At 70.2% G+C, this 21,165-nt stretch carries 16 protein-coding genes; 4 read left to right on the forward strand and 12 right to left on the reverse strand.

The genetic code is table 11. The annotated features are described in order from the left end of the window. Positions 1 to 53: 53 nt before the first annotated feature. The 5 genes from ElP_RS25085 to ElP_RS25105 all read right to left on the reverse strand — a co-directional run bounded on the left by ElP_RS25085 (position 54) and on the right by ElP_RS25105 (position 8,563). Positions 54 to 980 carry an FHA domain-containing protein gene (locus ElP_RS25085; RefSeq protein ID WP_145274666.1) on the reverse strand — a complete coding sequence of 309 codons (927 nt, stop codon included), beginning with the start codon at positions 978 to 980 and terminating at the stop codon, positions 54 to 56. A gap of 21 nt (positions 981 to 1,001) precedes the next feature. After that, entirely contained in the window at positions 1,002 to 3,092 is a 2,091-nt protein-coding gene (locus tag ElP_RS25090; protein ID WP_145274669.1) for an Hsp70 family protein, read from the reverse strand. A gap of 75 nt (positions 3,093 to 3,167) precedes the next feature. Next, complete coding sequence (locus tag ElP_RS25095) at positions 3,168 to 3,830, reverse strand: UbiA prenyltransferase family protein (RefSeq protein WP_145274671.1); 663 nt, start codon at positions 3,828 to 3,830, stop codon at positions 3,168 to 3,170. Positions 3,831 to 3,866: 36 nt separating this feature from the next. Then, positions 3,867 to 5,534, reverse strand: a complete 1,668-nt coding sequence (locus tag ElP_RS25100; RefSeq protein ID WP_145274674.1) for an Hsp70 family protein — start codon at positions 5,532 to 5,534, stop codon at positions 3,867 to 3,869. 131 nt (positions 5,535 to 5,665) lie between these two features. Continuing rightward, positions 5,666 to 8,563 (reverse strand): CRTAC1 family protein, encoded by a 2,898-nt coding sequence (locus ElP_RS25105; protein ID WP_197446354.1) that lies wholly within the window; start codon positions 8,561 to 8,563, stop codon positions 5,666 to 5,668. Positions 8,564 to 9,074: 511 nt separating this feature from the next. On the opposite strand from ElP_RS25105, the gene ElP_RS25110 reads away from it, so the two are divergent. Beyond that, positions 9,075 to 11,453: a VIT domain-containing protein gene (locus ElP_RS25110; RefSeq protein ID WP_231749254.1), complete on the forward strand. Its 2,379-nt coding sequence runs from the start codon at positions 9,075 to 9,077 to the stop codon at positions 11,451 to 11,453. A 160-nt stretch (positions 11,454 to 11,613) separates the two neighbouring features. Here ElP_RS25110 and ElP_RS25115 read toward each other — a convergent pair whose 3' ends face one another. From ElP_RS25115 to ElP_RS25130, 4 genes are all read right to left on the reverse strand, one after another. Further along, complete coding sequence (locus tag ElP_RS25115) at positions 11,614 to 12,276, reverse strand: dioxygenase family protein (protein WP_145274679.1); 663 nt, start codon at positions 12,274 to 12,276, stop codon at positions 11,614 to 11,616. A gap of 129 nt (positions 12,277 to 12,405) precedes the next feature. Further along, entirely contained in the window at positions 12,406 to 13,506 is a 1,101-nt protein-coding gene (locus ElP_RS25120; RefSeq protein ID WP_145274681.1) for a calcium/sodium antiporter, read from the reverse strand. A gap of 34 nt (positions 13,507 to 13,540) precedes the next feature. Then, on the reverse strand, positions 13,541 to 14,314 hold the full coding sequence (locus ElP_RS25125) for a nucleotide exchange factor GrpE (protein WP_145274682.1): 774 nt from the start codon (positions 14,312 to 14,314) through the stop codon (positions 13,541 to 13,543). An 18-nt stretch (positions 14,315 to 14,332) separates the two neighbouring features. Beyond that, the gene (locus ElP_RS25130) at positions 14,333 to 15,607 is read right to left on the reverse strand and encodes a hypothetical protein (RefSeq protein ID WP_145274683.1); all 1,275 of its coding nucleotides are present in this window, start codon (positions 15,605 to 15,607) and stop codon (positions 14,333 to 14,335) included. Between the two features lie 185 nt (positions 15,608 to 15,792). Here ElP_RS25130 and ElP_RS25135 point away from each other — a divergent pair, with 185 nt between their 5' ends. The 3 genes from ElP_RS25135 (at position 15,793) to ElP_RS25145 (ending at position 18,088) form a co-directional block, all read left to right on the forward strand. After that, entirely contained in the window at positions 15,793 to 16,566 is a 774-nt protein-coding gene (locus tag ElP_RS25135) for an ABC transporter ATP-binding protein (RefSeq protein ID WP_197446355.1), read from the forward strand. Further along, positions 16,563 to 17,369: an ABC transporter permease gene (locus tag ElP_RS25140; RefSeq protein WP_145274685.1), complete on the forward strand. Its 807-nt coding sequence runs from the start codon at positions 16,563 to 16,565 to the stop codon at positions 17,367 to 17,369. Before ElP_RS25135 ends, ElP_RS25140 begins: the two co-directional genes overlap by 4 nt. Before the next feature lie 71 nt (positions 17,370 to 17,440). Then, a complete protein-coding gene (locus tag ElP_RS25145) occupies positions 17,441 to 18,088 on the forward strand; it encodes a hypothetical protein (protein ID WP_145274686.1) in 648 nt (215 codons plus the stop codon). Positions 18,089 to 18,125: 37 nt separating this feature from the next. Here ElP_RS25145 and tpx read toward each other — a convergent pair whose 3' ends face one another. The 3 genes from tpx to folD all read right to left on the reverse strand — a co-directional run bounded on the left by tpx (position 18,126) and on the right by folD (position 20,649). Further along, on the reverse strand, positions 18,126 to 18,665 hold the full coding sequence (gene tpx / locus ElP_RS25150; protein ID WP_145274687.1) for a thiol peroxidase: 540 nt from the start codon (positions 18,663 to 18,665) through the stop codon (positions 18,126 to 18,128). A gap of 166 nt (positions 18,666 to 18,831) precedes the next feature. Continuing rightward, positions 18,832 to 19,662 carry a sugar phosphate isomerase/epimerase family protein gene (locus ElP_RS25155; RefSeq protein WP_145274688.1) on the reverse strand — a complete coding sequence of 277 codons (831 nt, stop codon included), beginning with the start codon at positions 19,660 to 19,662 and terminating at the stop codon, positions 18,832 to 18,834. 117 nt (positions 19,663 to 19,779) lie between these two features. Further along, a complete protein-coding gene (gene folD / locus ElP_RS25160) occupies positions 19,780 to 20,649 on the reverse strand; it encodes a bifunctional methylenetetrahydrofolate dehydrogenase/methenyltetrahydrofolate cyclohydrolase FolD (RefSeq protein WP_145274690.1) in 870 nt (289 codons plus the stop codon). Positions 20,650 to 21,165: the final 516 nt, after the last annotated feature.

Consider the following 21,165-nt stretch of genomic DNA (forward strand, 5'->3'; position numbering starts at 1 on the left):
GATCGGATCCCCCGCGCAACGCACGGTCCGGGCTCCACCTGCACCATCGTACCTCACGACCTGCTGCGGAAGACGAGGGTCGTCCTCCCCAGCTCGACCCGATCGCCGTCCTTGAGGCGTTCCTCGCCGACGACGGGGCGGCCGTTGAGTCGCGTCCGGCCCCGGTCGTCGCGATTCCTGAGGACGTATCCCTGGGCGTCCCGCTCGATCTCGGCATGGCGTCGGGCCACGGAGGAGTCTCCGAATAGGCCGACCTCGGCCCGCTCGTCCAGGCCGAGCCGGGAGACCCGGGTCGCCAGCAGGTAGGATCGCCCCTCCTGCCTCCCGTTTTGCACCTGAACCCAGGCCCTCCGCAAGGCCTGCTCGACCAGCGCGAGGAACAGACCCAACCCCGCCCCGAGGATCGCTACGCCGACCCCCTGGCTCAGGTCGTAGCGGTTCCCGAGCCCCTCTCGCAGCGATTCAAACAAAAACCCGCCGACCAGCCCCCCGAGCGTGCCGCCGATCACCCCGTATGCCAACCGCTGCCTCGACCGAGACGCCATCCCCTGACTGACGCCGATCCCGAGGCCGAGGATCGCCCACGCCACCGCCCTCCCGAACGGCCCTCCCCTCAACCCGCCGAGGACGACCTCTCCCAGCAGCAGGCCGATCATCCCGCCCGCCGCACCGGCCAGCGCCCCCCAGGTCGCCGATCGGGCGAGCTTCAGCGGGGCCCCATCCCGGAGCGGGTCGACCGCGTTGAGGAAGAAGCCGATCGAGCCGCCGATCGACGCGCCCGCCAGGAGGTTCCGCGCCCACCATAGGCCATCGGATTGGCGGAGCCCGTCGTACGGCCGTAGAAGCTCCGCATAGACGTACAGGCCGACGACCGCGCCCATGGCCCCGGCCACCGCCATCGCGTACGCCTGCCGGGCGTTTCCCGCCACGGTCCGGGCGAAGGACCGGGATTCCGTCGCGGTCGGGGGGGCTGCGGGCATCGTCGGCGGTCCCTCGATGGTTCACATGACTCGCAGGGCACGGCCACCCTCGGCGATCACCCGGGCGATGTGCCCGAATGCCTGGACCAGCTCCCCGCGACGCGCGAAGATCGATCCCTGTTCGGTGCTCGACAGCCGTCGCAGGTAGTCGAGGTCGGCGTCACCGGTGCCGATGGCGACGATCTCCACCCCGTCCCGCTTCGCCGCCTCTGCCTGCTCGACGGCCGACTCCGGTGCATCGGGATAGCCGTCGGTGAGGATGACGACGTATCGCGTGCGATCCACCTCGATCAGGTGAGACCGGGCCAGCGCGATCGCGTCGGTCAGGTCCGTCGTCCCGTCGGCCACCAGGCGATTGACCGCGGCGAGCACCCGACGGGCGTTGTCGGTCGCCTCGGACTGCAACTCGACCTGGTCGGAGAAGGAGACGAGCCCGACCTCCGTGTGGGTGAAGTCGCAACGCTCCAGGAAGGCCCGGGCGGCCTCCTGCGCCTCGACGAGCGGCTCGCCGGCCATGCTCGACGAGACGTCGATGAGCAGGAAAATCTTGATCGGCACCCGTTCCCCGCCGGTCGAGGCCCCCTCCGGCGGCCTCCCCAGCCAGGAGAGGTCGTCGGGCACCGGCTCGACGTGCATCTCCAGCGCCTTGCCCGTGTCCCGCTGCACCCCGGAGACCTGGACCACGCCATCCCGGTCGTAACAGAGCGAAACGTCCACGTCCACCTCGGCGTCGGTCGCTGCGATGCCCGTGAAGACGTATTTGCCCAGGATCGAGCAATCGAGCGGGTCGGGGCTCTCACCCTGGGTCAAGTACACTTCCATCCGGTCGTTCGCACCCCCTCGCGTCGCCAGGCGGTAGGATCGGGACTCTTGCGCCGGGATCGCCACGTTCCGCCGGATTACCACGTCGTTGACGTAGCTCGACCCATCGGGGCTGACGGCCACCGTGCCCAGGCTGTGCGACATGACGTCGCTGATCCGGCTCGGCCCCGGCAGGGTGAAGTGGGGCGTCCGTGATCCGCCGAGCGTGTACCTCGGCCGGGCGTCCTGCGTTTCCTGCCCTTCGAGCATCGCGGCCCGGATCACGGCCCCCAGCGCCACCACCTCGTCGACGTTGACCCCGGCCTTCGGCGGCTGGCCGCTCATCTCCGTCACGTAGCGGCGGACCATCGGCATCCGGGTCGAACCGCCCACGAGGAGCACCCCCGTCAGATCCTGCCAGCGGAGGCCGGCCTCCTCGAGCGCCTCCTCGGTCAGCTTCCGAGTGCGGTCCATCAGGGGGAAGGTCATCCCCTCGAACTGCTCCCGGGTCAACTCGAAGCTGCGGCGCTCGGCGTCGAGCTGGAGCGTCACTCGGGTCGACGAACGTTCCGAGAGTTGCCACTTCGCCTGCTCGCTGCGGACGAGCACCTCGTTCAATGCAACCGGATCGTCGAGCGGATCGAATCCGGTCTCATTCGCGAACCGCTCGGCGAGGAACGTGGCGATGCGGTCGTCCCAGTTCTTGCCCCCGAGGTCGTGGTCGCCGGCCGTCGATCGCACTGCAATCTCCTCCTCGGTGATCGCGGCCACGGTCACGTCGAAGGTCCCTCCCCCGAGGTCGTAGATCAGCACCGTCTCCTCGGCGCCCGACCGCTGGAGCCCGTAGGCCAGCGCCGCCGCCGTCGGCTCGTTGATGATCCCCATCACGTCTAGCCCGGCGAGCCGACCGGCCTCGATCGTCGCCTTGCGCTGGGCGTCGCCGAAATAGGCGGGCACGGTGATCACGGCTCGGTCGACCGAGTCCCCGGTCGCGGCCTCGGCGTCTCGCCTCAGCCTGCCGAGCATGAGGGTCGAGAGCTCCGTCGCCCCGTAGTCGCGGCCCCCGAATCGGAGCGAGAACAGGGGGTTGCCCATTTGAGGCTTGAAGAAGCTGGCGATCTGCTCGTCGCCGAGCCGGGCGTACTCTTTCGCCTCCTGACCGACGCTGGGCGGGTCGGTCCCGAAATAGATCACCGAGGGCGTGATCCCCGCCCCCTCCCGGTTCGGCACGACCTCCGGCCGGCCATACTCGTTACGCCGGGCGACGACGGAATTCGTCGTCCCGAGGTCGATCCCGACGAAGGCTCCCATGACGATCCTCTCGACTCGACTCGGCTGGGGGTGTCTTCCCTCGAGGCGGCGGCGTCCCGGCCCCTGGCCCCGATTTCACGCCGCCAGGGACAGCTCCAGTGCCTTCGTCCCGATCATGAACAGGACGAACCCGACCGTCGAGGTCGCGAACCACGGCCAGAGGTCGTCGAACCGGGTCACGAGATAGTAGCCCGTGTAGATCGGGAAGACCACGTATGCGAACCCATAGAGGAAATCCTCGCAGAACGCCGCGTACGCGCCGACGGAGAACCCGACGGCGATCATCAGCAGCCCGATCCCGGTCAAGGTCCAGCCGCCGATGGTCCCGAACCCGGGGACGGTGAACGTCCCGACCGCCAGCACGACCCCGAGCAGGGCGAAACTCCCGATGATCCGGACGCGTCGATCGTCCTTCAGCGCGAGGAGCCCTTCCCGGGGGGTCCGCTCCTGCCTCCGCTTGCGGCGAGGGTGATCCCGGGGGACATCCGGCAGGGGGGCGTCCCGATACGACCTCGTGAACGTGGTCGTTCCCCCCCGGGGAGGCTCTTCCATGGGGGCCGCCGGGGCGAATTGGGCCGGCTCGGCCAGCTCATAGGAGTCGGCCCCGGCTTCGCCCGGCGAGGGCAGATTGAATGTCGCCTTGCAGTGCTTGCATCTCATGGTCCGGCCCACCCATTCGACCTTGGCCCGGCCGGGGGCGGCACACGAGGGGCAGGAGAACTCGAATGCGGTCGACATGGCTCGGTCGCTCACATCGCTCGGACCCGGTCCGGGTCAGGACACCTGCATCAGCCGCAGAGCCGTCGAGCGCCGTTCGACCTCCTCGGCGTTCATGACCGCCTCGGTCTCGAACTCCACGTCGATGGCGCCGCCACCGGTCAGGTCCTTGGCGGAGACGATGAGCCGGCCGTCGCGGGTGATGTTGAAGCTGACTCGGATGGGGCTCCTCGCCGGCAGGCCTTCGGGCAGGTGGAGCTGGGCCACGCCGACCTCCTGGCAGTCCATCGGCTCGGGGCTGTCGCGTTCGCCGGACATGACCCGGATGTCGACGCCCGACTGGTCGGGCTGGTCGGTGCCGAACTCCTGGGTCCGCTCCATCGGCACCTCGCCGTTGCGGGGCAGGAGGTAGACGACCACGTCACGCCCCTCGTCGTTGCGGGCGATCACGCCGAGGCTCTTGGAGAGCACGTTGACGATTTGCGTGCTAACCAGCTCTCGTACCGGCCCGGTCAGGGTGAAGCCGGTCTCCTGCTCGATCTTGTCGAGCGCTTCTTCCATCGCGCTGGCGCTGACGGACGAGGGGTCGAACCGGCCTTCCTCGTCGCCGGAGCCGGGCAGATGGCTGGCCACCTGTTGCTGGATCGACTCCTTGAAGCCGTAGAGCGCAGCCCCCTTGGCGACGGCCTCGTCCGGGTCGAAACTGATCGGCTCGGCGCCGAACTCGGAGACGAGCCGGTCCCGGACCTGGGGCATCCGGGTGGCACCGCCGACGAGGATGAGGGAATCGAACGCCTCGAAGCCCTTCGCCTTCGCGTCGGCGAGCATCTCCCGGGTCAGCTCCAGGCAGCGGTCCATCAGGTGGGAGGTGAGCTCCTCGAACTTGGACCGGTCAAGTTCGACCCGGGCCGACTGACCGGCGTGCGTGACGCGGAAGGGTGCCTTGTCGCGCTGGGTGAGGGTCTTCTTGCCGCGCTCGGCCTGGAGGAACAGGTCGTTTAGCACCTCCGGGTCGTCCATGGGGTCGCTGTCCAGGCCGGTCTGCTCGCGGAACTGGTCGGCGAGGTGCATCACGATCGCCTCGTCCCAGAGCGAGCCTCCCAGTCGGTGGTCGCCGCCGGTGCAGATGACCCGGATCAGGCGGTCCTTGATCTCGATCATCGTGACGTCGAAGGTGCCGCCGCCGAGGTCGAAGACGAGCACGACCTGGTCACGCTCCTGCTCCAGGCCGTAGGCGACCGCCGCGGCGGTCGGCTCGTTGAGCACGGCACGGACATTCAGGCCGGCCAGCGTGCCGGCGTTGGCCGTCGCCTCGCGCTCGGCGGTGCCGAAATAGGCCGGGCAGGTAATGACCACGTCGGTGATCTTCTGGCCCTCGCCGTCCATCCCGAGGGCGGTCTCCGCGTCACCGACGACCTTCCGGAGGATGAACGAGCTGATATCCTCCGGGCTATAGGCCTGGCCGTCGTACTCGAAGACGTAATGCGGGTCGCCCATGTGCTGCTTGACCCGGCTCACCACCCGATCGGGCTCGACCTTGGCCGACTCCTTCGCCGTGTTGCCGACGATGATCGCGTCGCCGTCGAACAGGACGACCGAGGGGGTGATCCGCTCGCTCTCCTGGTTCGGCACGATCACCGGCTTGCCGTGCTCGTCGACGTAGGCGATGGCCGAGTAGGTCGTGCCGAGGTCGATGCCATACACGCGCGTCAGGGCGTCGCTCACGTCTGGGCTCCCTCGAGGGATCTCGGATCGGACGGCCGATGGCGGGCCGCGCCAGGGATCAGTTCGTTCCCCGGTCGCGTTTCTTCAGCCTATCCTACCGCCGAGTCCGCTCGAAGGCAGCCATCCACCCGTCAGGGGGCCCGCCACCTCGCCGGGGCCGGCTCGCTCGCCGGCAGGGGGATCGGCTCCGAGTCCCCCTCTCGCAAGGTCCAGGCCGATCCTCCTGGCAGATCAAGGTACTCGGAGACGCCGCCGGAGGGCCATCGCACTTCGATGCGCTCGACCCGGTCCGAGACGCCGAGGCCGAAGGCGAGCCTCGGGTCTCCCGAGGATTGATAACTGCCGCCGCCGACCCGCCACCCGAATTGCCGACGGCCCTCCGCCTCGACGCTCACCCTCGCCCCCTCGGCCGAAGTGGCCGTGCTCCTCGCCTCCAGTCGCAGGAGGATCGAGTTCCCCGCCTCGACGGTCTCATTGTGGAGGTAGGCGATCGGCCCGTCCTGAGGGACGATCACGACGTCGGGCCGACCGTCATTGTCGAGGTCGCCGACGGCAAGGCCTCGCCCCACCCGGGGGGCGGCCCAGTCGGCGCCGGCCGCCCCGGTGGCGTCGACCAGTCGACCGTCGCCCGAACCGAGGAGCAACTGGGCCGGCATGGCGAACGGCGTCTCGGGGCGGAAGTCGTTGACGTGTCCGTTCGCCGTCGCCAGGTCGAGCCGGCCGTCGTTGTTCGCGTCGAGGAAGGCCACGCCGAAGCCGAGCAGGAAACGGCTCGGCGTCAGCAACCCCGCCACCGCCGCCGACTCGGCGAACATCCCCCCGCCGAGATTCCGGTAGAACGCGGCCCCCTCGCCGTAGTAATTGGTCACGGCCAGGTCGGGACGGCCGTCGCCCTCCAGGTCGCCGCAGGCCACCCCCATGCTCGCCTGGTACCGACCCTCGGCCGACGCCGAGCCCCCCGATCGCTCCCCGACCTGATCGAAGCGGAGCCCTCCCCGGTTCAAAAAGAGATGATTCCCCGTCATGTCGTTGGCGACGTAGAGGTCGAGCGTGCCGTCCCCGTCGAAGTCGCAGGAGACGACGCCGAGGCCCCGACCGTCGGCGTCGGCCTCGGTGATGCCCGCCTCTCCGGAGACGTCCACGAATCGACCGCCGTCGTTCCGGAAGAGGTGGTCGGGCTCGGCGACGAATCGTCTGGGATTATACGCGTCGGCCGTGATCACGCCCGAGGTTTCCGCCAGGGACGATCCCGGGTCGAATTCCAGGTAATGACAGACGTACAGGTCAATGTCCCCGTCGGCGTCGAGGTCCGCGAAGGCCGACGACGACGGCCATCCTCGACTCCCGCCGAGCCCGGAGGACTCGGTCACGTCCCCGAACGTCCCGTCTCCCCGATTGCGGAGCAGCTGATACGATTCCCACCGCGAGATGAACAGGTCGCTCAGGCCGTCCCCGTCGGCGTCACCGGCCACCACGCCGAAGCCGTATCCCCCGGGCAATCCGCCCAGGCCGGCGGCCACGGTCACGTCCTCGAACGTCCCATCACCTCGGTTGCGGAACAGGCGGTCGGCGTTCCGGCCGTCCTCGGGCGGGGGGAACGGTCCACCCTGCACCAGGTAGACGTCCAGCCAGCCGTCACCCTCGACGTCGATCAACGCCACACCTCCCCCCATCATCTCCGGGAGCGACCGGCCCGGATCGACCCGACCGGGGTTGTAGCGGAAGTCCAACCCGACCTCCCCGGCCCGGTCGCGGAAGGTCGGGAAAACTGTGAGTCCCCCCTCGGGAGCCGATCGATCGTCCGAATCGCCGAGTCCGACGGCTCTCAGCTCCGCCACCAGGTCACCGACCGTAGGCGAGTCGGGGGGATGATCCTCCCCCTTCGTACCCGACCCGATCCCCCCACCGGTGACCAGCCGAGCCCATCGGTCGGACTCGAACGACCAGCCGAGGGCCAGGGCGAGTCGGGCAAGTTCGGGGGCATGGGCCAACGGCTCGTCATCGAACAGCAGCCGCTCGTACTCCTTGAAGTCCCGCTCCCAGCCCGACTTCCTCGCCCGCAGCTCCGAAGCCCGGTCCCCCGCACCCCGCCTGGTTTCCAGAAAGGCGAGTTGCTCCAACAGCGCGGCCCGGCTCGGGTCGTGCCTCAGGGCCCCGACGATCGCCTCCCGGCGACGGCGGTCGTCGCCGCGTTGCAGGGCGAACCAGGAGGCCAGTTCCAGGACGTCGGCCGGGGCGAGCATCGAGTCGTCGAGGTGCTCGATCGCCGCGAGCGCAGCGGCCGGGTCCGCCTTCATCAGTGCCCAGTCCAGGCGGATCCGCCAGACGGCCGGATCCGCCGGCCGTCGCCCCAGGCAGCGTCGGAGCCAGCCATCGGCGTCGTCGATCCGGCCGCCGAGGATCGCCAGGTGGGCCAACCCGAGCCAGACCCGGTCGTCCTCCGGGGCGTCCCGGTTCGCCCGGCCGAGCAAGGCGCCTACCTTCTCGATCGGGAAGGTTTCGTACCGGAGGCTCCAGATCTCCCTGAGCACCACCGCCGGGCGGCCGAGCCGGTCGAACCGCTCGCGGTAGAGCCGCACCGCCTCGTCCCGCCTCCCCTGCATTTTCAACGAGGTCGCCAGCAGGTGACACGCCTCGACGGCGTGCTCCCCCGGCGCTTCGAGCAACTCGGGCGTCAGGAGTGCCTCGGCCTCGGCGAGCCGACCCTGCCGGACGAGGTACCTGGCGCGGAGGACCGCCGCGGGCCCCGCCTCCGGGCTGGAGGGGGGGACCCGAGCCCAGGCCTCCTCCGCGCGGTCCAGCCTCCCCAGTTCCAGCTCGCAACTCCCCATCGCCAGCCAGAAGTCGCCCCTCCCCCTCGCCTCCCCGGCCATCCGGGCGAGGATCCTTCGGGCCGTAGCCGGTCGGCCCTCCTCCAGGGCCATCCTGGCCTCCTCGATCGCCCGGCTGACCCGACTCCACCTCTCCACCCGAGAATCGAGGGCGAGCCACCCCAGCGGGATGGCGACGCCCAGCAGCCCGAGGCCCAACCAGATCTTCCGCGTCCTCGTCGACCCAATCCACCGAGCTCCTCCTCCCATGTTCCGGCCCCTCTCGTATTCGACGCCCGGTGGCCTCGCGCCGATGGTCCGGCGCACGCGATTGGCGACATTTCACCTCATCCGCCGAGCACCGGCCGCGACGTGGGGAGAGCACGTCGTCCGACCGTTCCCCCGGATCCGGGATCGTTCGGCGGGGAAGACGGGTGTGGGCGCGCCGTCGCACCCCACCCCCAGCGTGGCAGCCGATCCGGGCCGAGGCAAGTCGAAACGGGGACAAAGATCCCTGTCGATTCCACGGGCCTCAAACCAACCACAGACCGACGGCCCCCGGTTCCGGGAGGATTCCCCGGACTCCGGTCCACCGCGAGCCGGGCCGGGTCGCCGGGAATCCATCCAAGAAACGAGTGCCCTCGGGCGTCATGAGGACGGGGACCCCCGTCGCCCTTCGGTCCCGACCCGGCCCGCCGACCGTCGCCCCTCGAGAAAGGGAGGAATCGTCATGTCGATGCCCCGTGTTCGCCCCTTCGTCCTCGGGGTCGCTTGCCTCGTGGCGACCGCCGCCGAGACCCCCGGCCAGGGGATCGTCGTCGACCGCCGGTCCGACCGGCCGATCGCGGGGTCCTTCGACGTGGAATCGGTCGTCGTCGATGCCCTCGTCCGCGAGCAGGTGGCCAGGGTCCGGGTCTCGCAGACCTTGAGCAATCCCACCGAGGGAGTGATCGAGGCCGAATACCTCTTCCCGGTCCCCGACGCCGGCTCGATCCGGGATTTCGTCCTGCTCGTCGACGGCCGGGAACTGGTCGGCGAGTTGATGAATGCCGACGAGGCCCGGCGGATCTATGAGGAGATCGTCCGACGCAAGCGGGACCCCGCCCTGCTCGAATACATGGGCAGGGGCCTGATCCGCACCAGCGTCTTCCCGATCCCCCCCCGGGCCGAGCGGACGGTCACGATGACCTACACCCAGCTCCTCCCTCGGGACCGGAACGTCGTTGAGTTCTCCTACCCGTTCGGCACGCAGAAGTTCACCAGCAAGCCGATCCGGACGCTCGAACTGTCGATGAGGGTCGAGAGCCGCGTCCCCATCAAGTCGATCTACAGCCCCAGCCACGACGTCAGCACCGAACTGGAGTCCGACCACGAGGCCAGGGTCTCCTACGACGCACACGACGTGATCCCGGCGGCCGATCTCCGCGTCTTCTACACCGTCGACCGGGGAGGGCTGGGCGCCTCGGTCCTCAGCTACCGCCCCGACGGCGGCGAGGACGGCTACTTCCTCCTGCTCGCCAGCCCCTCACCGGGCCACGACGACCGGGACCGGGAGCCGTCGGCCAAGACCGTCGTCTTCGCGATCGACCGCTCCGGCTCCATGTCCGGCGAGAAGATCGATCAGGCTAAAGATGCCCTGGATTTCGTGCTCAACAACCTCCGCCCCGACGACACGTTTAACATCGTCGCCTACGACGACCGGGTCGAGACCTACAAGCCGGAGTTGCAGCGCTATGACCCCGAAACCCGCCGGGACGCCCTCGCCTTCGTCGAGGGGATCCGGCCCGGCGGCAGCACCAACATCGACGCCGCCCTCCGCACCAGCCTGGAGATGCTCCACGACGACGGCCGGCCCCGCTACGTCATCTTCCTCACCGACGGCCTCCCCACGGCCGGAGAGACCGACGAGCTGAGGATCGCCGAGCATGCCCGGCAGGCCAACGACTCCGGGGCCCGCGTCTTCCCCTTCGGGGTCGGCTTCGACGTCAACGCCCGCCTCCTCGACCGCCTCGGCGCCGACCACGGGGGTACCACCGACTACGTCAAGCCCGACGAGGATATCGAGGCCAGCGTCTCCCGCTTCTACTCCAAGCTCACCAGCCCCGTGCTCGCCGACCTGCGTGTCGAGCTGTCCGGGACGAGTGTCAATCACGCCTACCCCCGGGATCTGCCCGACCTGTTCGAGGGCGGCCAGATTTCGTGGGTCGGCCGTTATACCGGATCCGGCCGTACGGCCGTCCGGATCAGCGGCATGGTCGGCGACGAGCGTCGGACCTTCGAGTTCGAGGCCGACCTCGCCCGGCCCGGAGAGAACGCCCGCTACGACTTCGTCGAGCCCCTCTGGGCCTCGCGGCGGATCGGCGACATCATCGACCAGATCGACCTGCACGGGAAGAACCCCGAACTGACCGAAGAGCTCGTCCGCCTGAGTACCCGCTACGGCATCCTGACCCCTTACACCTCGTTCCTCGCCGACGAGGGGACTCAGTTGCACGCCTTTGATCAGAACAACCGTCGCGCCGGGGAGCAGCTCTCCCGGCTCGAACAGGTCCAGGGCGCCGCCGGGGTCGGCCAGCGTTCCAACAAGGCCTTCTACAAGCAGGCCGAACGGGCAATCATCGCCGATTCCCTCTCCATCGCCCCCGGCCTCGATCCCCAGGGCCAGCCCCAATCCCCTGAAGGACGGGCCGGACAACTCGGCCGATTCCGAGGCGGGATCGGTGGCTTCGGCGGCCTGGGCGGAGGCTTCGGCGGCATGGGAGGGATGGGAGGCATGGCCGGACCGGCCAGGGGCTTCGGCCTGGGAGGGACGCTGGCCGAGGCCCGGGACTTCGAGGGGAATTCCGTCCCCGTTTCGACAGTCAGGAAGGTCGGCCCGAAGACCTTCTTCTACCGAGACGGGCGATGGCTCGACTCGACGGTCACCCCCGAGCAGGAGTCCGGGGCCGAGCGCGTCGTCCAGTTCACCGATCCGTACTTCGCCCTCGCCCGATCCCAGCCCTCGGCGGCGAACCAGTACCTGGCGTTCCGCCAGCCCGTCGTCGTCAAGCTCGGCGAGACCGTCTACCGGATCGAGCCCGCCCCGAAGGACACGGGACCTCGCCCCTGACCCTCCTCCTCGAAATCGTCTCGGTCGGAGCCCCACCCGATCGCGATCGGGTGGGGCTCCGACCAGTCGGTCGGGGTCGCCCTGGACGCCGGGGCGACCGGGGCCTCAGGACAACGGACCGAGCCCCTCCCCCGTCGAGCGGCCCTCGGACCGATCGGGATCAGCCCTGCGGGATCTGACCCAGCACCACGTCGAATCGCGCGGCCAGTTCGCCGATCGAGGACCCCTGGACCGGGGCGAAATCGACCAGGATGGCCCGTCGGGCTTGCTCGTCCGTAATCCCGCGGAGGACGCCGTCGCGGTCGTTGCCGGGGTGGCCCTTCACGTAGCACTGGGTGGTGAGCAGCGGCTCCCTCCCCTTCCAGATCTTGAAGTGGATGTGCGGCGTCCGGCCCGGGTAGGGGACCGGCTTGATCGTCCTGAAGTAATACGAGCCGTCCGAGCCGGTCAGGAACCGGCCGAAGCCCTGGAAGTGGTCGTCCCGGCCCGAGCGATTCGCGCTGCCGGTGTGGAGGTAGGATCCCTGGTTGTCGACCTGCCAGATCTCGACCAGGGCGTTCCGGATCGGCTCCCCTCCGGCGTCGAGGATCCGGCCGGAGAGGTGGGTCACCTCGCCGACCGCGGGGGTGATCTCGTCGTTGATCACGAGGAGGTCGTTGTCGGTGTCCAGCGGCAGGTGGTCGGGGTAGAACGGACCTTCGGTCTGCGCCGGGGTCCGGACGAGTTCCTCCGCGAAGGCACCCCTCACGGCGAACATGGCGGCGCCGAACGACAGACCCCCAAGCATCCGGCGGCGTGAGACGTGGTTTCGGTCCCGGTTCATCGGCTCTCCCTCCTTCGGTCCGGCGATGTCACCGACCATCCGGTCGGCGGACGTCCGATCGCTGCCTCTCATCAAGATGAGCGTCAAGCACCGGCTGCCTGGCAGCCCCCGTCCGATCATCTCCCCCCTTCAGTCCGATCCGTGACCCGACTCGACCCGCCATCGCGATCGGAATTCCCGATACGTGATCACCCCCAGGGTGATCGCCGTCAGGGGGAGGATGAACGCGACCATCACGCCCTGGAAGGACCCGAGGGCCTCGTGGCCGGTGGCGGCCAGGACGAGGTTGGTCGTGTAGGCGACATAATAGCCGAGGAACAGGCACCCCTCCCAGCGATCGATCCGGTGGCCGCTGAAGAAGATCGGCATGCAGGCGATCGACGACGCGATCATCACCGGCACGTCCACCCGGAGCGCCTCGGCCGGCACGGGGATCCCGCCGGTCGCCGAGGCCGTCAGGCCGAGCACGCAGAGCAGGTTGAACAGGTTGCTGCCCACCACGTTGCCGACGGCGATGTCCCGTTCCCCCTTCAGGCTCGCCAGCAGCGAGGTCGCCACCTCCGGCAGCGACGTCCCGGCCGCCACGATCGTCAACCCGACCACCATCTCGCTCACCCCCAGCCCGGAGGCGATCGTCACCGCCGCCGAGACCAGCATCCTCGACCCGACGACCAGCAGGACCAGCCCCGAGGCGATCATCGCCAGGTCGATGGCCAGCCGACCGGGCCCCGCCTGCCCTTGGTCGGGGCGGGTGTCGACCTCGCCGCCCACGACCCCTTCCCCCCGGCCCCGGAGCACGAGCCAGATCGTGTAGGTGACGATCCCGGCGAACAGGCCCAACCCCTCGAGGCGGCCGATCCTGCCGTCCATCCCCATCACCAGGGCGAGCACCGAAGCCCCGATCACCAGCGGCACGTCGAGCTGCACCAGCCTCCGGGCCACCACCAGCGGCGCGACCAGCGCCGACGCCCCCAGGATGAACAGCGTATTGAAGATGTTGCTGCCCACCACGTTGCCGAACGCCAGGTCGGGGCGGCCTTCGAGCCCCGCCAGGACCGAGATGGCCAGCTCCGGCGCGCTGGTGCCGAAGGCCACCACCGTCAGGCCGATGATCAGCGGCGAGATGCCCAGCGCCGCCGCCAGCTTCGACGCACCACGGACGAAGATTTCCGCCCCCCCGATCAGGAGGGCCAGCCCCGCGGCGAACACGATCGCGGTCGTCAACGTCATCCCGGCCTCCCGCATGGAACCCCGGACATCGGCCTCAGGCCTCGGCCCCTCCCGGACCCGATCCGTCGGCCGGCGGCTTCCTCGTCGAGAAGACCGAAACCAGCTCGGGCCGGATCACCTTCTCCCCGCTGGCGAAGCCCGGCCGGAGCCGGGCGGCGATCGTCTTGTTCAGGGCGGGCTCATCGGCGTTGACCGTCGAGACGGCCCGCTGCCGCCTCGGGTCGAACCCGTCCCCCTCGACCCGATATGGTTCGACGCCCTGGCGATAGAGCACGTCCTCGATCCCCTGCTGGAACTCCCTCAGCAGGCCGGAGGCGCGCTCGCCCTCCAGCGAGTCGGCCATCTTGCCCATGTCGTCGTGCAGCTGGATCAGGTCGATGAAGATCGGCCGGGTGACCTTCAGGAGCAGGTCGCTCTTGTACTCCTGGAGCTCGGCGTGGAGCCGGTCCACCACTTTCTCTCGGCTCGATTCGGCCCGCAGCTCCCGATCGACCACCCCCTGGAGCCGGTCGAGCTTCCCCCCCAGGTCCACCCCCAGGCGTTCGATCGCCTCGGTGATCGACACGCCCGGTTCCCCCCCCTCCCCGGGGGCGATCGGCTCCCGGGGGAAGGGCTGCTCGCCTTCTTCGCCCGGGTACGGGATGAGGATCGTGTCGATCGCCTCGTAGGCCTCGGCGGGCCCGACCACGGCAACCTCCACGAATCCCTCATCCGCCTCGGCGTCCGCGTCGGGCCGGGGGGCGGCCTCGGACTCCGACCCGGGGGGGGGCGTCGGGTGGGGTTCGTCGGGCGGGATCGGGTCGCTCATGATGGGCTCGCGCTCGGTTCACCGGATCAACTGCTGCTGTTTCAACAACCAGAGGAGCGGTCGGTCGACCAGCAGCGGGGTCGGCAGGGGCTGGGGCGAGTCCTCCTCCTCCTGGGCGGCATCCCCCAGCGCGGAGCAGGCGAAGAAGCGGTGGCGGGGGAAGTCGATCTCCAGGTGCTCCAGGAACGAGAGCTGGTCCCAACGCCGCATCGCGGCCCGGACCTCCTCGTGGATGAGCCGGTCCGAGTCCTCCCGCCCGAGCTCGCCCGGCACCGAGGTGGCGACCTCGTGCAGGGCCGTCCCCGGAGCCATCAGGGGCCCCCAGCGGTCGAGCTTGTTCAGGCAGATCGCCAGCGGCACCTTCACGGGGGTCCGATCGAAGAAGGCGGCGAGCTTCGACAGGTCCTCCCGGTATTCCGCGGGGGGCGCGATCGCCTCCTTCGGCGTGAGCCGGACCCTCGAGTCCCTCGCCACCTGGGGGATCCGCAAGGGGTCGATCAGCAGGAGCAGGCCCCTGGCCTTGCGGATCAGGTGCCCGGCCTCGCGGCGGAGGACGGAGAAGTTCATCTCCCAGTCCTCCCCCGCCAAGTCGGAGAACGAGAGAAGGGGCTCGGCCCCGGAGGCTCCCCGCCGCTTCACCCGGTAGACCAGCGGCTGGAGCACCCGGCGGTTGACCTCCAGCGGGGGCGTCGGCATGTGGGCCTGACGGGAGACCTCCCCCCACTGGCCGACGCCGATCCCCTGCATCGCCGATCCGTAGGTCACGTCCCGGTATTCCTGCGAGTACCGCCGTCGGACCTCCTCGTCGATCGGCTCCAGCAGCAGGCCCCGCTCCGGGCCGAAGCGCTGGTCCAACTCGTGGAGGACGACCGTCATGTAGGTCGTCTTGCCCACCGACTGGGGGCCGAAGATGGTGATGTGCCCCGGCCGGCCGGAAATCGCCGCGTCGGGCAGGCGCTGATGGCAACGGGGGCAGAGGCGGCAATCGGTGGCGTTGCCGCACGCCGGGCAGTCGAGACGGCCGGGCAGGACCATCCAGTCCAGGTGCCGCCGGAGTCCCCTCCGGGCATCCCGCCGGGGGTCGGCCCACCAGGGGCTCCGGATCATGGAATCGGCCCCGGACCCGAAATAGGTCCGGGTGAGGATCGGATCCTCGACCTGGCGGCCGAAGTCGGTCTCGCAGGCGGGGCTGTCGCACTTGACGTGCAGCTCGAAGGCCGCGAACCGCTCGAAGCAGTACGGGCACTGGACGCGTCGCAGGGGGTCGAGTCGGGTCAGGAGGTCCAGCGGCATCGGCGGGTCGGGTCGTCGCTCGGTGGACCCGATCGGCAACCTCGGGCCGTTCGGGAGTCCCATATCGTCCCCGATCCGCCCGGCCCGATCAACGGGACGGGGCGGGCCTCCTGGCCCGACTCCCGCCGATTTGCCACAATGTCGCTCCCGGAGGACCGCACTCGTCCCGAACGCCTCGGACTCCCGTGCCCGCTCGACTTCACCTCGACCTCCCGGACGGCTGGCCCCGGGGTCTCCCCCTCCGGCTGGAAGGCGTCCGTGTCGCCCGGGGATCGGCCGAGATCCTCCGGGGGATCGACCTGGAACTGGATCCCGCGCGGCGGTCGATCCTGGTCGGTCCCTCCGGCTCCGGCAAGAGCACCCTGCTCCGGCTGCTCAACCGCCTGGAGGACCCGTCCTCGGGCCGGATCCTCCTCGGCGAGGAGCCCCTGCACGCATTTCCCGTCCGCCTGCTCCGCCGGTCGATCGCCGTGGTCCCCCAGGATCCCCGACCCCTGCCCGGCTCGATCCGGGAGAACCTCCTCTATCCCGCGGAGGTCGCCGGCATCCCCCCCCCGACCGACGCCCGGCTTGCCGACGCCCTCGCCGAATTCGGGCTCCCTGCCGATCAGCTCGACCGGGACGCCTCCGGCCTCTCCGGCGGCGAGCGCCGACGCCTGGCGATCGCCGTGGCCTTGATGACCTCCCCCGAGATCCTCGCCCTCGACGAGCCGACCGCCGGGCTCGATCCCGCCTCGACGCATCGGCTCGTCGACGCGCTCGACCGCCGCGCCCGGTCCGACGGCCTCCGCACCCTGGTCGTCTCCCACGACCGGCGCACCGCGCCCGCCCTGGGCGAGGACGCGTTCGTCATCGAGGCCGGGCGGGTCGTCGACCACGGCCCGACCGCCGAGGTCCTCCGGCGAACCGACGCGGAGGCCTGGTCCGTCCCGGACGGGTCCGGGGGGCCCCTCCCATGAGCGACACCCCGGCCCCCTCCTGGGTCGGCCTCGCGTGGGCCTCGCTCCCGGTCCTGGCCGTGGTGGCGACGCTCGCGAGCCGGCGCCTGGGTCAGGCCCGATCGATGCTCGTCGGCCTGGCGAGGATGACCGGGCAATTGCTCCTGCTCGGGGTCGTGCTGGACGCCGCCTTCGCGGTCGATCACCCCTGGGTGGTCGGCGTCTCGGCGGTCGTGATGCTCTCGGCCTCGGCCCAGGCGGTCGGCGCCCGGCACTCCCGAGGCGGCGGCCGGCTCCGGGTCGAGGCGACGGCCGCGATGGCCCTTGGGGCCGGGCTGGCGGTGGCCGTCTCGACCCGGATGGCCCTGGGCGTCTCCCCCTGGTACGAGCCCTCGGTGGTCATCCCGCTCATGGGCATGATCCTCGGCAACAGCATCAACGGCGTGGCGCTCGCCGCCGAGCGGTTCGACGCCGAATTGCGATCCGAAGCCGACCTCGTCGAGCGCAGGCTCGCCCTGGGCGCCACCGGGAGGCAGGCGTCGGCCCCCGCCTTCCGGGCGGCGGTCGCCGCCGGCCTGACGCCGACGATCAACGGGATGATGGTCGCCGGCGTCGTCGCCATCCCGGGCATGATGACCGGGCAGTTGCTCGCCGGGGCGTCGCCGGGCACCGCCTTCCGCTACCAGATCCTCATCTACCTGGCGATCGGCGGCTCGGTCGGGCTGGCGGTCCTCTCCCTGCTGGGCCTCCGGGCCCGACGCGCCTTCTCCCCGGACCACCAGCTCCGGGCCCCCTCCCATCTCCTGGACGATCGGTTACACTGACCTTCGCCGCCGAAGGCCACGTCGATGCCCCGGCCCGAGGCGACGTTCCCGGGCCACCCCACCGCTCACCGATGCGCCACCACTTCGCCCTGACCGCCTGGATTTCCCTGAGCGTCGGCCTCGTGGCCTCCGGGGCCTGGGTGCGCTACGACGGGTCCTATCTCGTCGTCGACCAGTTCATGCTCGGCCTGATGTTCTTCGTCGCCGGGCTGATGATGACCGTCGCGCTGATCTGCTGGCTCCCCCTGCTCCGTCGGCTCCCCGACGGCAAGGGCGCCGGCCGGATCGTCTCCGCCGTGCTCCTCGCCCCGGCCGCGACGATGACCCTTCTCAGCCTCATGGCCTTCGAGACCCCGGCCACCGCCGCCTCCCGGCACCGCGATTACCTGATCCGCGTCTCGCGGGTCGTCGCCGAGGACTACAAGCGCCGGGGCCGCATGCCCGCCTTCTTCGAGGACGCCCATGGGCGCTCCAGCGACCGCCTCCCCCACCGGGGAGACGCCGACGGCGGCGCCCTGGCCTATCGCCGGATCGACGACCGTACCGCCCTGCTCTGCGCCCCCGAGTGCCGGGTCCACGTCTCGATCTGCGGCGAGCAGGTCGCCTACCAGCCCTGGCCCCCCGGCGGGAACGACCCCTGCCGGTCGCTTCCCTCCTCGTCCCCCTACTGGGCCGGGCGCAGGTCGGGCGAGGCCGAATCCGTCGGCCTCGCCCGATGACCTTCCCTGCCCCGATCGCCGAAGGGCGGACCGCCACTCAGGCCCCGGCCGCCTTCTTCAACGCCTCGATCGCCGGGACGTAGTCCGGCTCGGACGCGATTTCCTTCACGTACTCCGCGTGCACGATCGACCCGCCCGGGTCGACCACGAACAGGGCCCGGGCCAGCAGCGGCACCGGCAGGCCGTGCATCAGCACCCCGTAGTGCTCGCCGAAGCTGTGGTCGTGCAGGTCAGAGAGGTTGGTCATGTTCGCGACCTCGGCCTCGGCACAGAACCGGGCCATCGCGAAGGGGAGATCCATGCTGATCGTGTAGGCGGCGACCTTGTCCCCCAACTCGCCCAGGGTCTTCGACAGAGTCCGGGTCTGCGTGTTACAAACCGGAGTGTCCAGCGAGGGCACGACGCTGAACAGCCGGGCCTTGCCGCCGGTGTCGGCGAGCGAGACGAGGGCGAGCCCCGCGTCCCCCTTGGTCGCGCAGGAGAACCCCGGAGCGGCATTCCCCGGCTTCAGTCGGGGCCCGACCAGGTCGACCGGGTTCCCCTTCATCGTCACCTCGCCCTTGCGGATGTCGGCCATCGTCTCGTCTCCAGTATGATTGAGGTCCGGTGGGAGTTCGAATCGCCTCGGCTCGGCTCAATTCGTCACGACGGGCCCGATCGGCCCGCCGGTCGGTCATGTCGCGAGCATAGCCCGGCCCTCGACGCGTCGACAAGCCGCGGTCGGGGACGGGGGCTCGCCCGGATCAGGCCAGGGCCTCGGCCAGGCTCCGCTTCAGGCAGGCGATGCTCTGCCGGGCCGTCTCCTCGGCCCCGGGGGAAAAGTCGAAGACCTCCACCGACACCCAGTTCTGGTAGCCCGACGCCACCAGCGCCTTCATGATCGGCCCGAAGTCCAGGTCGCCCATCCCCGGGCCCCTCAGGTTCGGGTCGTTCGCGTGGAAGTGCCCCGCGACGCCCCCGTGCGCCCGGATCAGGCCCTCGACGCTCCCGCCCGGATCGCCGGACATCGCCTTCACGTCCAGGTGCAACGTCACCCTGGGATGGCCGACCCGCTCGATCAGCCCCCTCGTCTCCTCGATGCTCGTCAGGAAGTTGGTCTCGGCGGTCGAGAGCGGCTCCATGCAGAGGTCGACCCCGTAGGCCTCCAGGTCGTCGGTCACGGCGGCGAGCACCTCGGCGGCGAATTGTTCCCCGTCCTCCCGGGAGACGTCCGGGGCGATGTCACGCTGCTTCGGAGAGCCGAAGACCATCAGCGACCCTCCCAGGTCCCTCGTCGCCTCGATCAGCGCCTTCAGATAGTCCTGCGTCGCCTGCCGGACCGTCGGGTCCGGGCTCGTGAGGTGGAATCCCTCCGTCCTGGCCAGCAGCCAGTGCAGGCCGATGGTCTCCAGCCCCGCGTCGGCGATCGTCCGCCGGATCTCCGCCCGGCGGTCCTTTCCCAGGTCGGTGATGAGCTCCGCCAGCGTGAAGGGGGCCAGTTCGATCCCCTCATACCCGAGCCCCTTGACCTCCGCGCAGGTCCGGCCCAGGCCCCAGCCCTCGAACAGCTCGTTGCAGATGCCGAATCGGATCATAGTCGTGTCCTGAAGATCATGAGTATCCTGCCCTACGGCCGGGGGCCTCGCACCCCTCCCGGGAGGGGCCGCCTCCCGCCCCCGACGGCCCGGCCCTGCCGGCCGACCGGACCCGAGTCATCCGCCGCCGGCCCGCTCCGCCGCCGCCACCGTGTTCGAAAGCAGCATCGCGATCGTCATCGGCCCCACGCCGCCCGGGACGGGGGTGATCCACGAGGCGACCTCCGACGCCTCCTCGAACACCACGTCCCCGCAGAGGGACCCGTCTTCCCGGCGGTGGATCCCCACGTCCACCACCACCGCCCCCGGCTTGATCCAGTCGCCCCGGACGAACCCCGGCCGCCCGACTGCGGCGACCAGCAGGTCGGCCTCCCGGACGATCGCCGGGATGTCCCGGCTGGCCGAGTGGCAGACGGTCACGGTCGCGTCCCCGACGCTCCCCTTCTGCAACAGCAACATGGCCATCGGCTTGCCGACGATGTTCGACCGGCCCAGCACGACCGCCCGGGCCCCCCTCACCTCCACGCCGTGCCGACGGAGCAACTCGACCACCCCCAGCGGCGTGCAGGAGGCGAACCTCGGCCGGCCGATCGCCAGCAGGCCCACGTTCTCCGGGTGGAAGCCGTCCACGTCCTTCGCCGGGAGGATCCGGTCGATCACCCGATCCGGATCGATCCCCTTCGGCAGCGGGAGCTGGACGAGGATGCCGTCCACCTTCGGGTCGGCGTTCAGCGCATCGACCACGTCGAGCAGCTCCGCCTCCGAGGTCGACCCCGGGAGCCGCCGCACCTCCCCGGCGATCCCGGCCGCTCCCGCGGCCTTCTCCTTGTTCTTCACGTAGATCCCGCTCGCCGGGTCGTCCCCCACGAGCACCGCCGTCAGTCCCGGCGGCCTGCCGAGCCGATCCCGGACGGCCGCCACCCGCCCGGCCAGCTCCCCCCGGATCGCCCGGGCCGTCTCCTTCCCGTCCAGGATCCGCGCCGACACGATTCGATCCTCCCCGACTCTCGGCCTTCCTCCCGCCCGTCGCCGCCGTGGCGAGTATAGCCCTGCCCCCCCCCACCCGCGACCCCTCGCCGATCGCCACCGCCCGCCCCGAGGTTTCCGAGAAAACATGCAAATCCCGAGACCAATCCTCGATCATCTTGATGGGAGGGATCCGCCCCATGACCCCACTCACGAGATTCCCCGAAGCCCCGAGACCCCCCCCGATGGTCTGTCGACCGATTCTCGATCCGTCCTCCACCGAGTCGCCTCCGGCGCCGGCGAGCCCCTGCCCGAGGGGCGTGTCGACTCGCCCGGTACGCGTCCGGCGGCGGACGCCATCAACCCCGGCGAAACCGGGCGAGTTCCCGAAACGAACACCCGACATTTCCCCATGTCATTTCGAAAAAACGACTTGTGGAGTTCGAACCCGACGCACCCCGGCGTACCGCCTGAGTCGAATCGCTCCAGGGCGACCGCCGCCCGACGGCCGCCATCCCTCCCAGCTGACGGTCCGAT

The organism is Tautonia plasticadhaerens (assembly GCF_007752535.1).
Classification (GTDB): Bacteria; Planctomycetota; Planctomycetia; order Isosphaerales; family Isosphaeraceae; genus Tautonia; species Tautonia plasticadhaerens.

What these genes read in the sequence shown, in the direction of transcription:
- ElP_RS25095 (WP_145274671.1), bottom strand. Translation starts at nt 3,830, where the DNA reads ATGTCGACCGCATTCGAGTTCTCCTGCCCCTCGTGTGCCGCCCCCGGC.
- ElP_RS25110 (WP_231749254.1), top strand. Translation starts at nt 9,075, where the DNA reads ATGTCGATGCCCCGTGTTCGCCCCTTCGTCCTCGGGGTCGCTTGCCTC.
- ElP_RS25145 (WP_145274686.1), top strand. Translation starts at nt 17,441, where the DNA reads ATGCGCCACCACTTCGCCCTGACCGCCTGGATTTCCCTGAGCGTCGGC.
- ElP_RS25130 (WP_145274683.1), bottom strand. Translation starts at nt 15,607, where the DNA reads ATGCCGCTGGACCTCCTGACCCGACTCGACCCCCTGCGACGCGTCCAG.
- ElP_RS25115 (WP_145274679.1), bottom strand. Translation starts at nt 12,276, where the DNA reads ATGAACCGGGACCGAAACCACGTCTCACGCCGCCGGATGCTTGGGGGT.
- tpx (WP_145274687.1), bottom strand. Translation starts at nt 18,665, where the DNA reads ATGGCCGACATCCGCAAGGGCGAGGTGACGATGAAGGGGAACCCGGTC.
- ElP_RS25140 (WP_145274685.1), top strand. Translation starts at nt 16,563, where the DNA reads ATGAGCGACACCCCGGCCCCCTCCTGGGTCGGCCTCGCGTGGGCCTCG.
- ElP_RS25120 (WP_145274681.1), bottom strand. Translation starts at nt 13,506, where the DNA reads ATGACGTTGACGACCGCGATCGTGTTCGCCGCGGGGCTGGCCCTCCTG.
- ElP_RS25090 (WP_145274669.1), bottom strand. Translation starts at nt 3,092, where the DNA reads ATGGGAGCCTTCGTCGGGATCGACCTCGGGACGACGAATTCCGTCGTC.
- ElP_RS25125 (WP_145274682.1), bottom strand. Translation starts at nt 14,314, where the DNA reads ATGAGCGACCCGATCCCGCCCGACGAACCCCACCCGACGCCCCCCCCC.
- ElP_RS25155 (WP_145274688.1), bottom strand. Translation starts at nt 19,662, where the DNA reads ATGATCCGATTCGGCATCTGCAACGAGCTGTTCGAGGGCTGGGGCCTG.
- ElP_RS25085 (WP_145274666.1), bottom strand. Translation starts at nt 980, where the DNA reads ATGCCCGCAGCCCCCCCGACCGCGACGGAATCCCGGTCCTTCGCCCGG.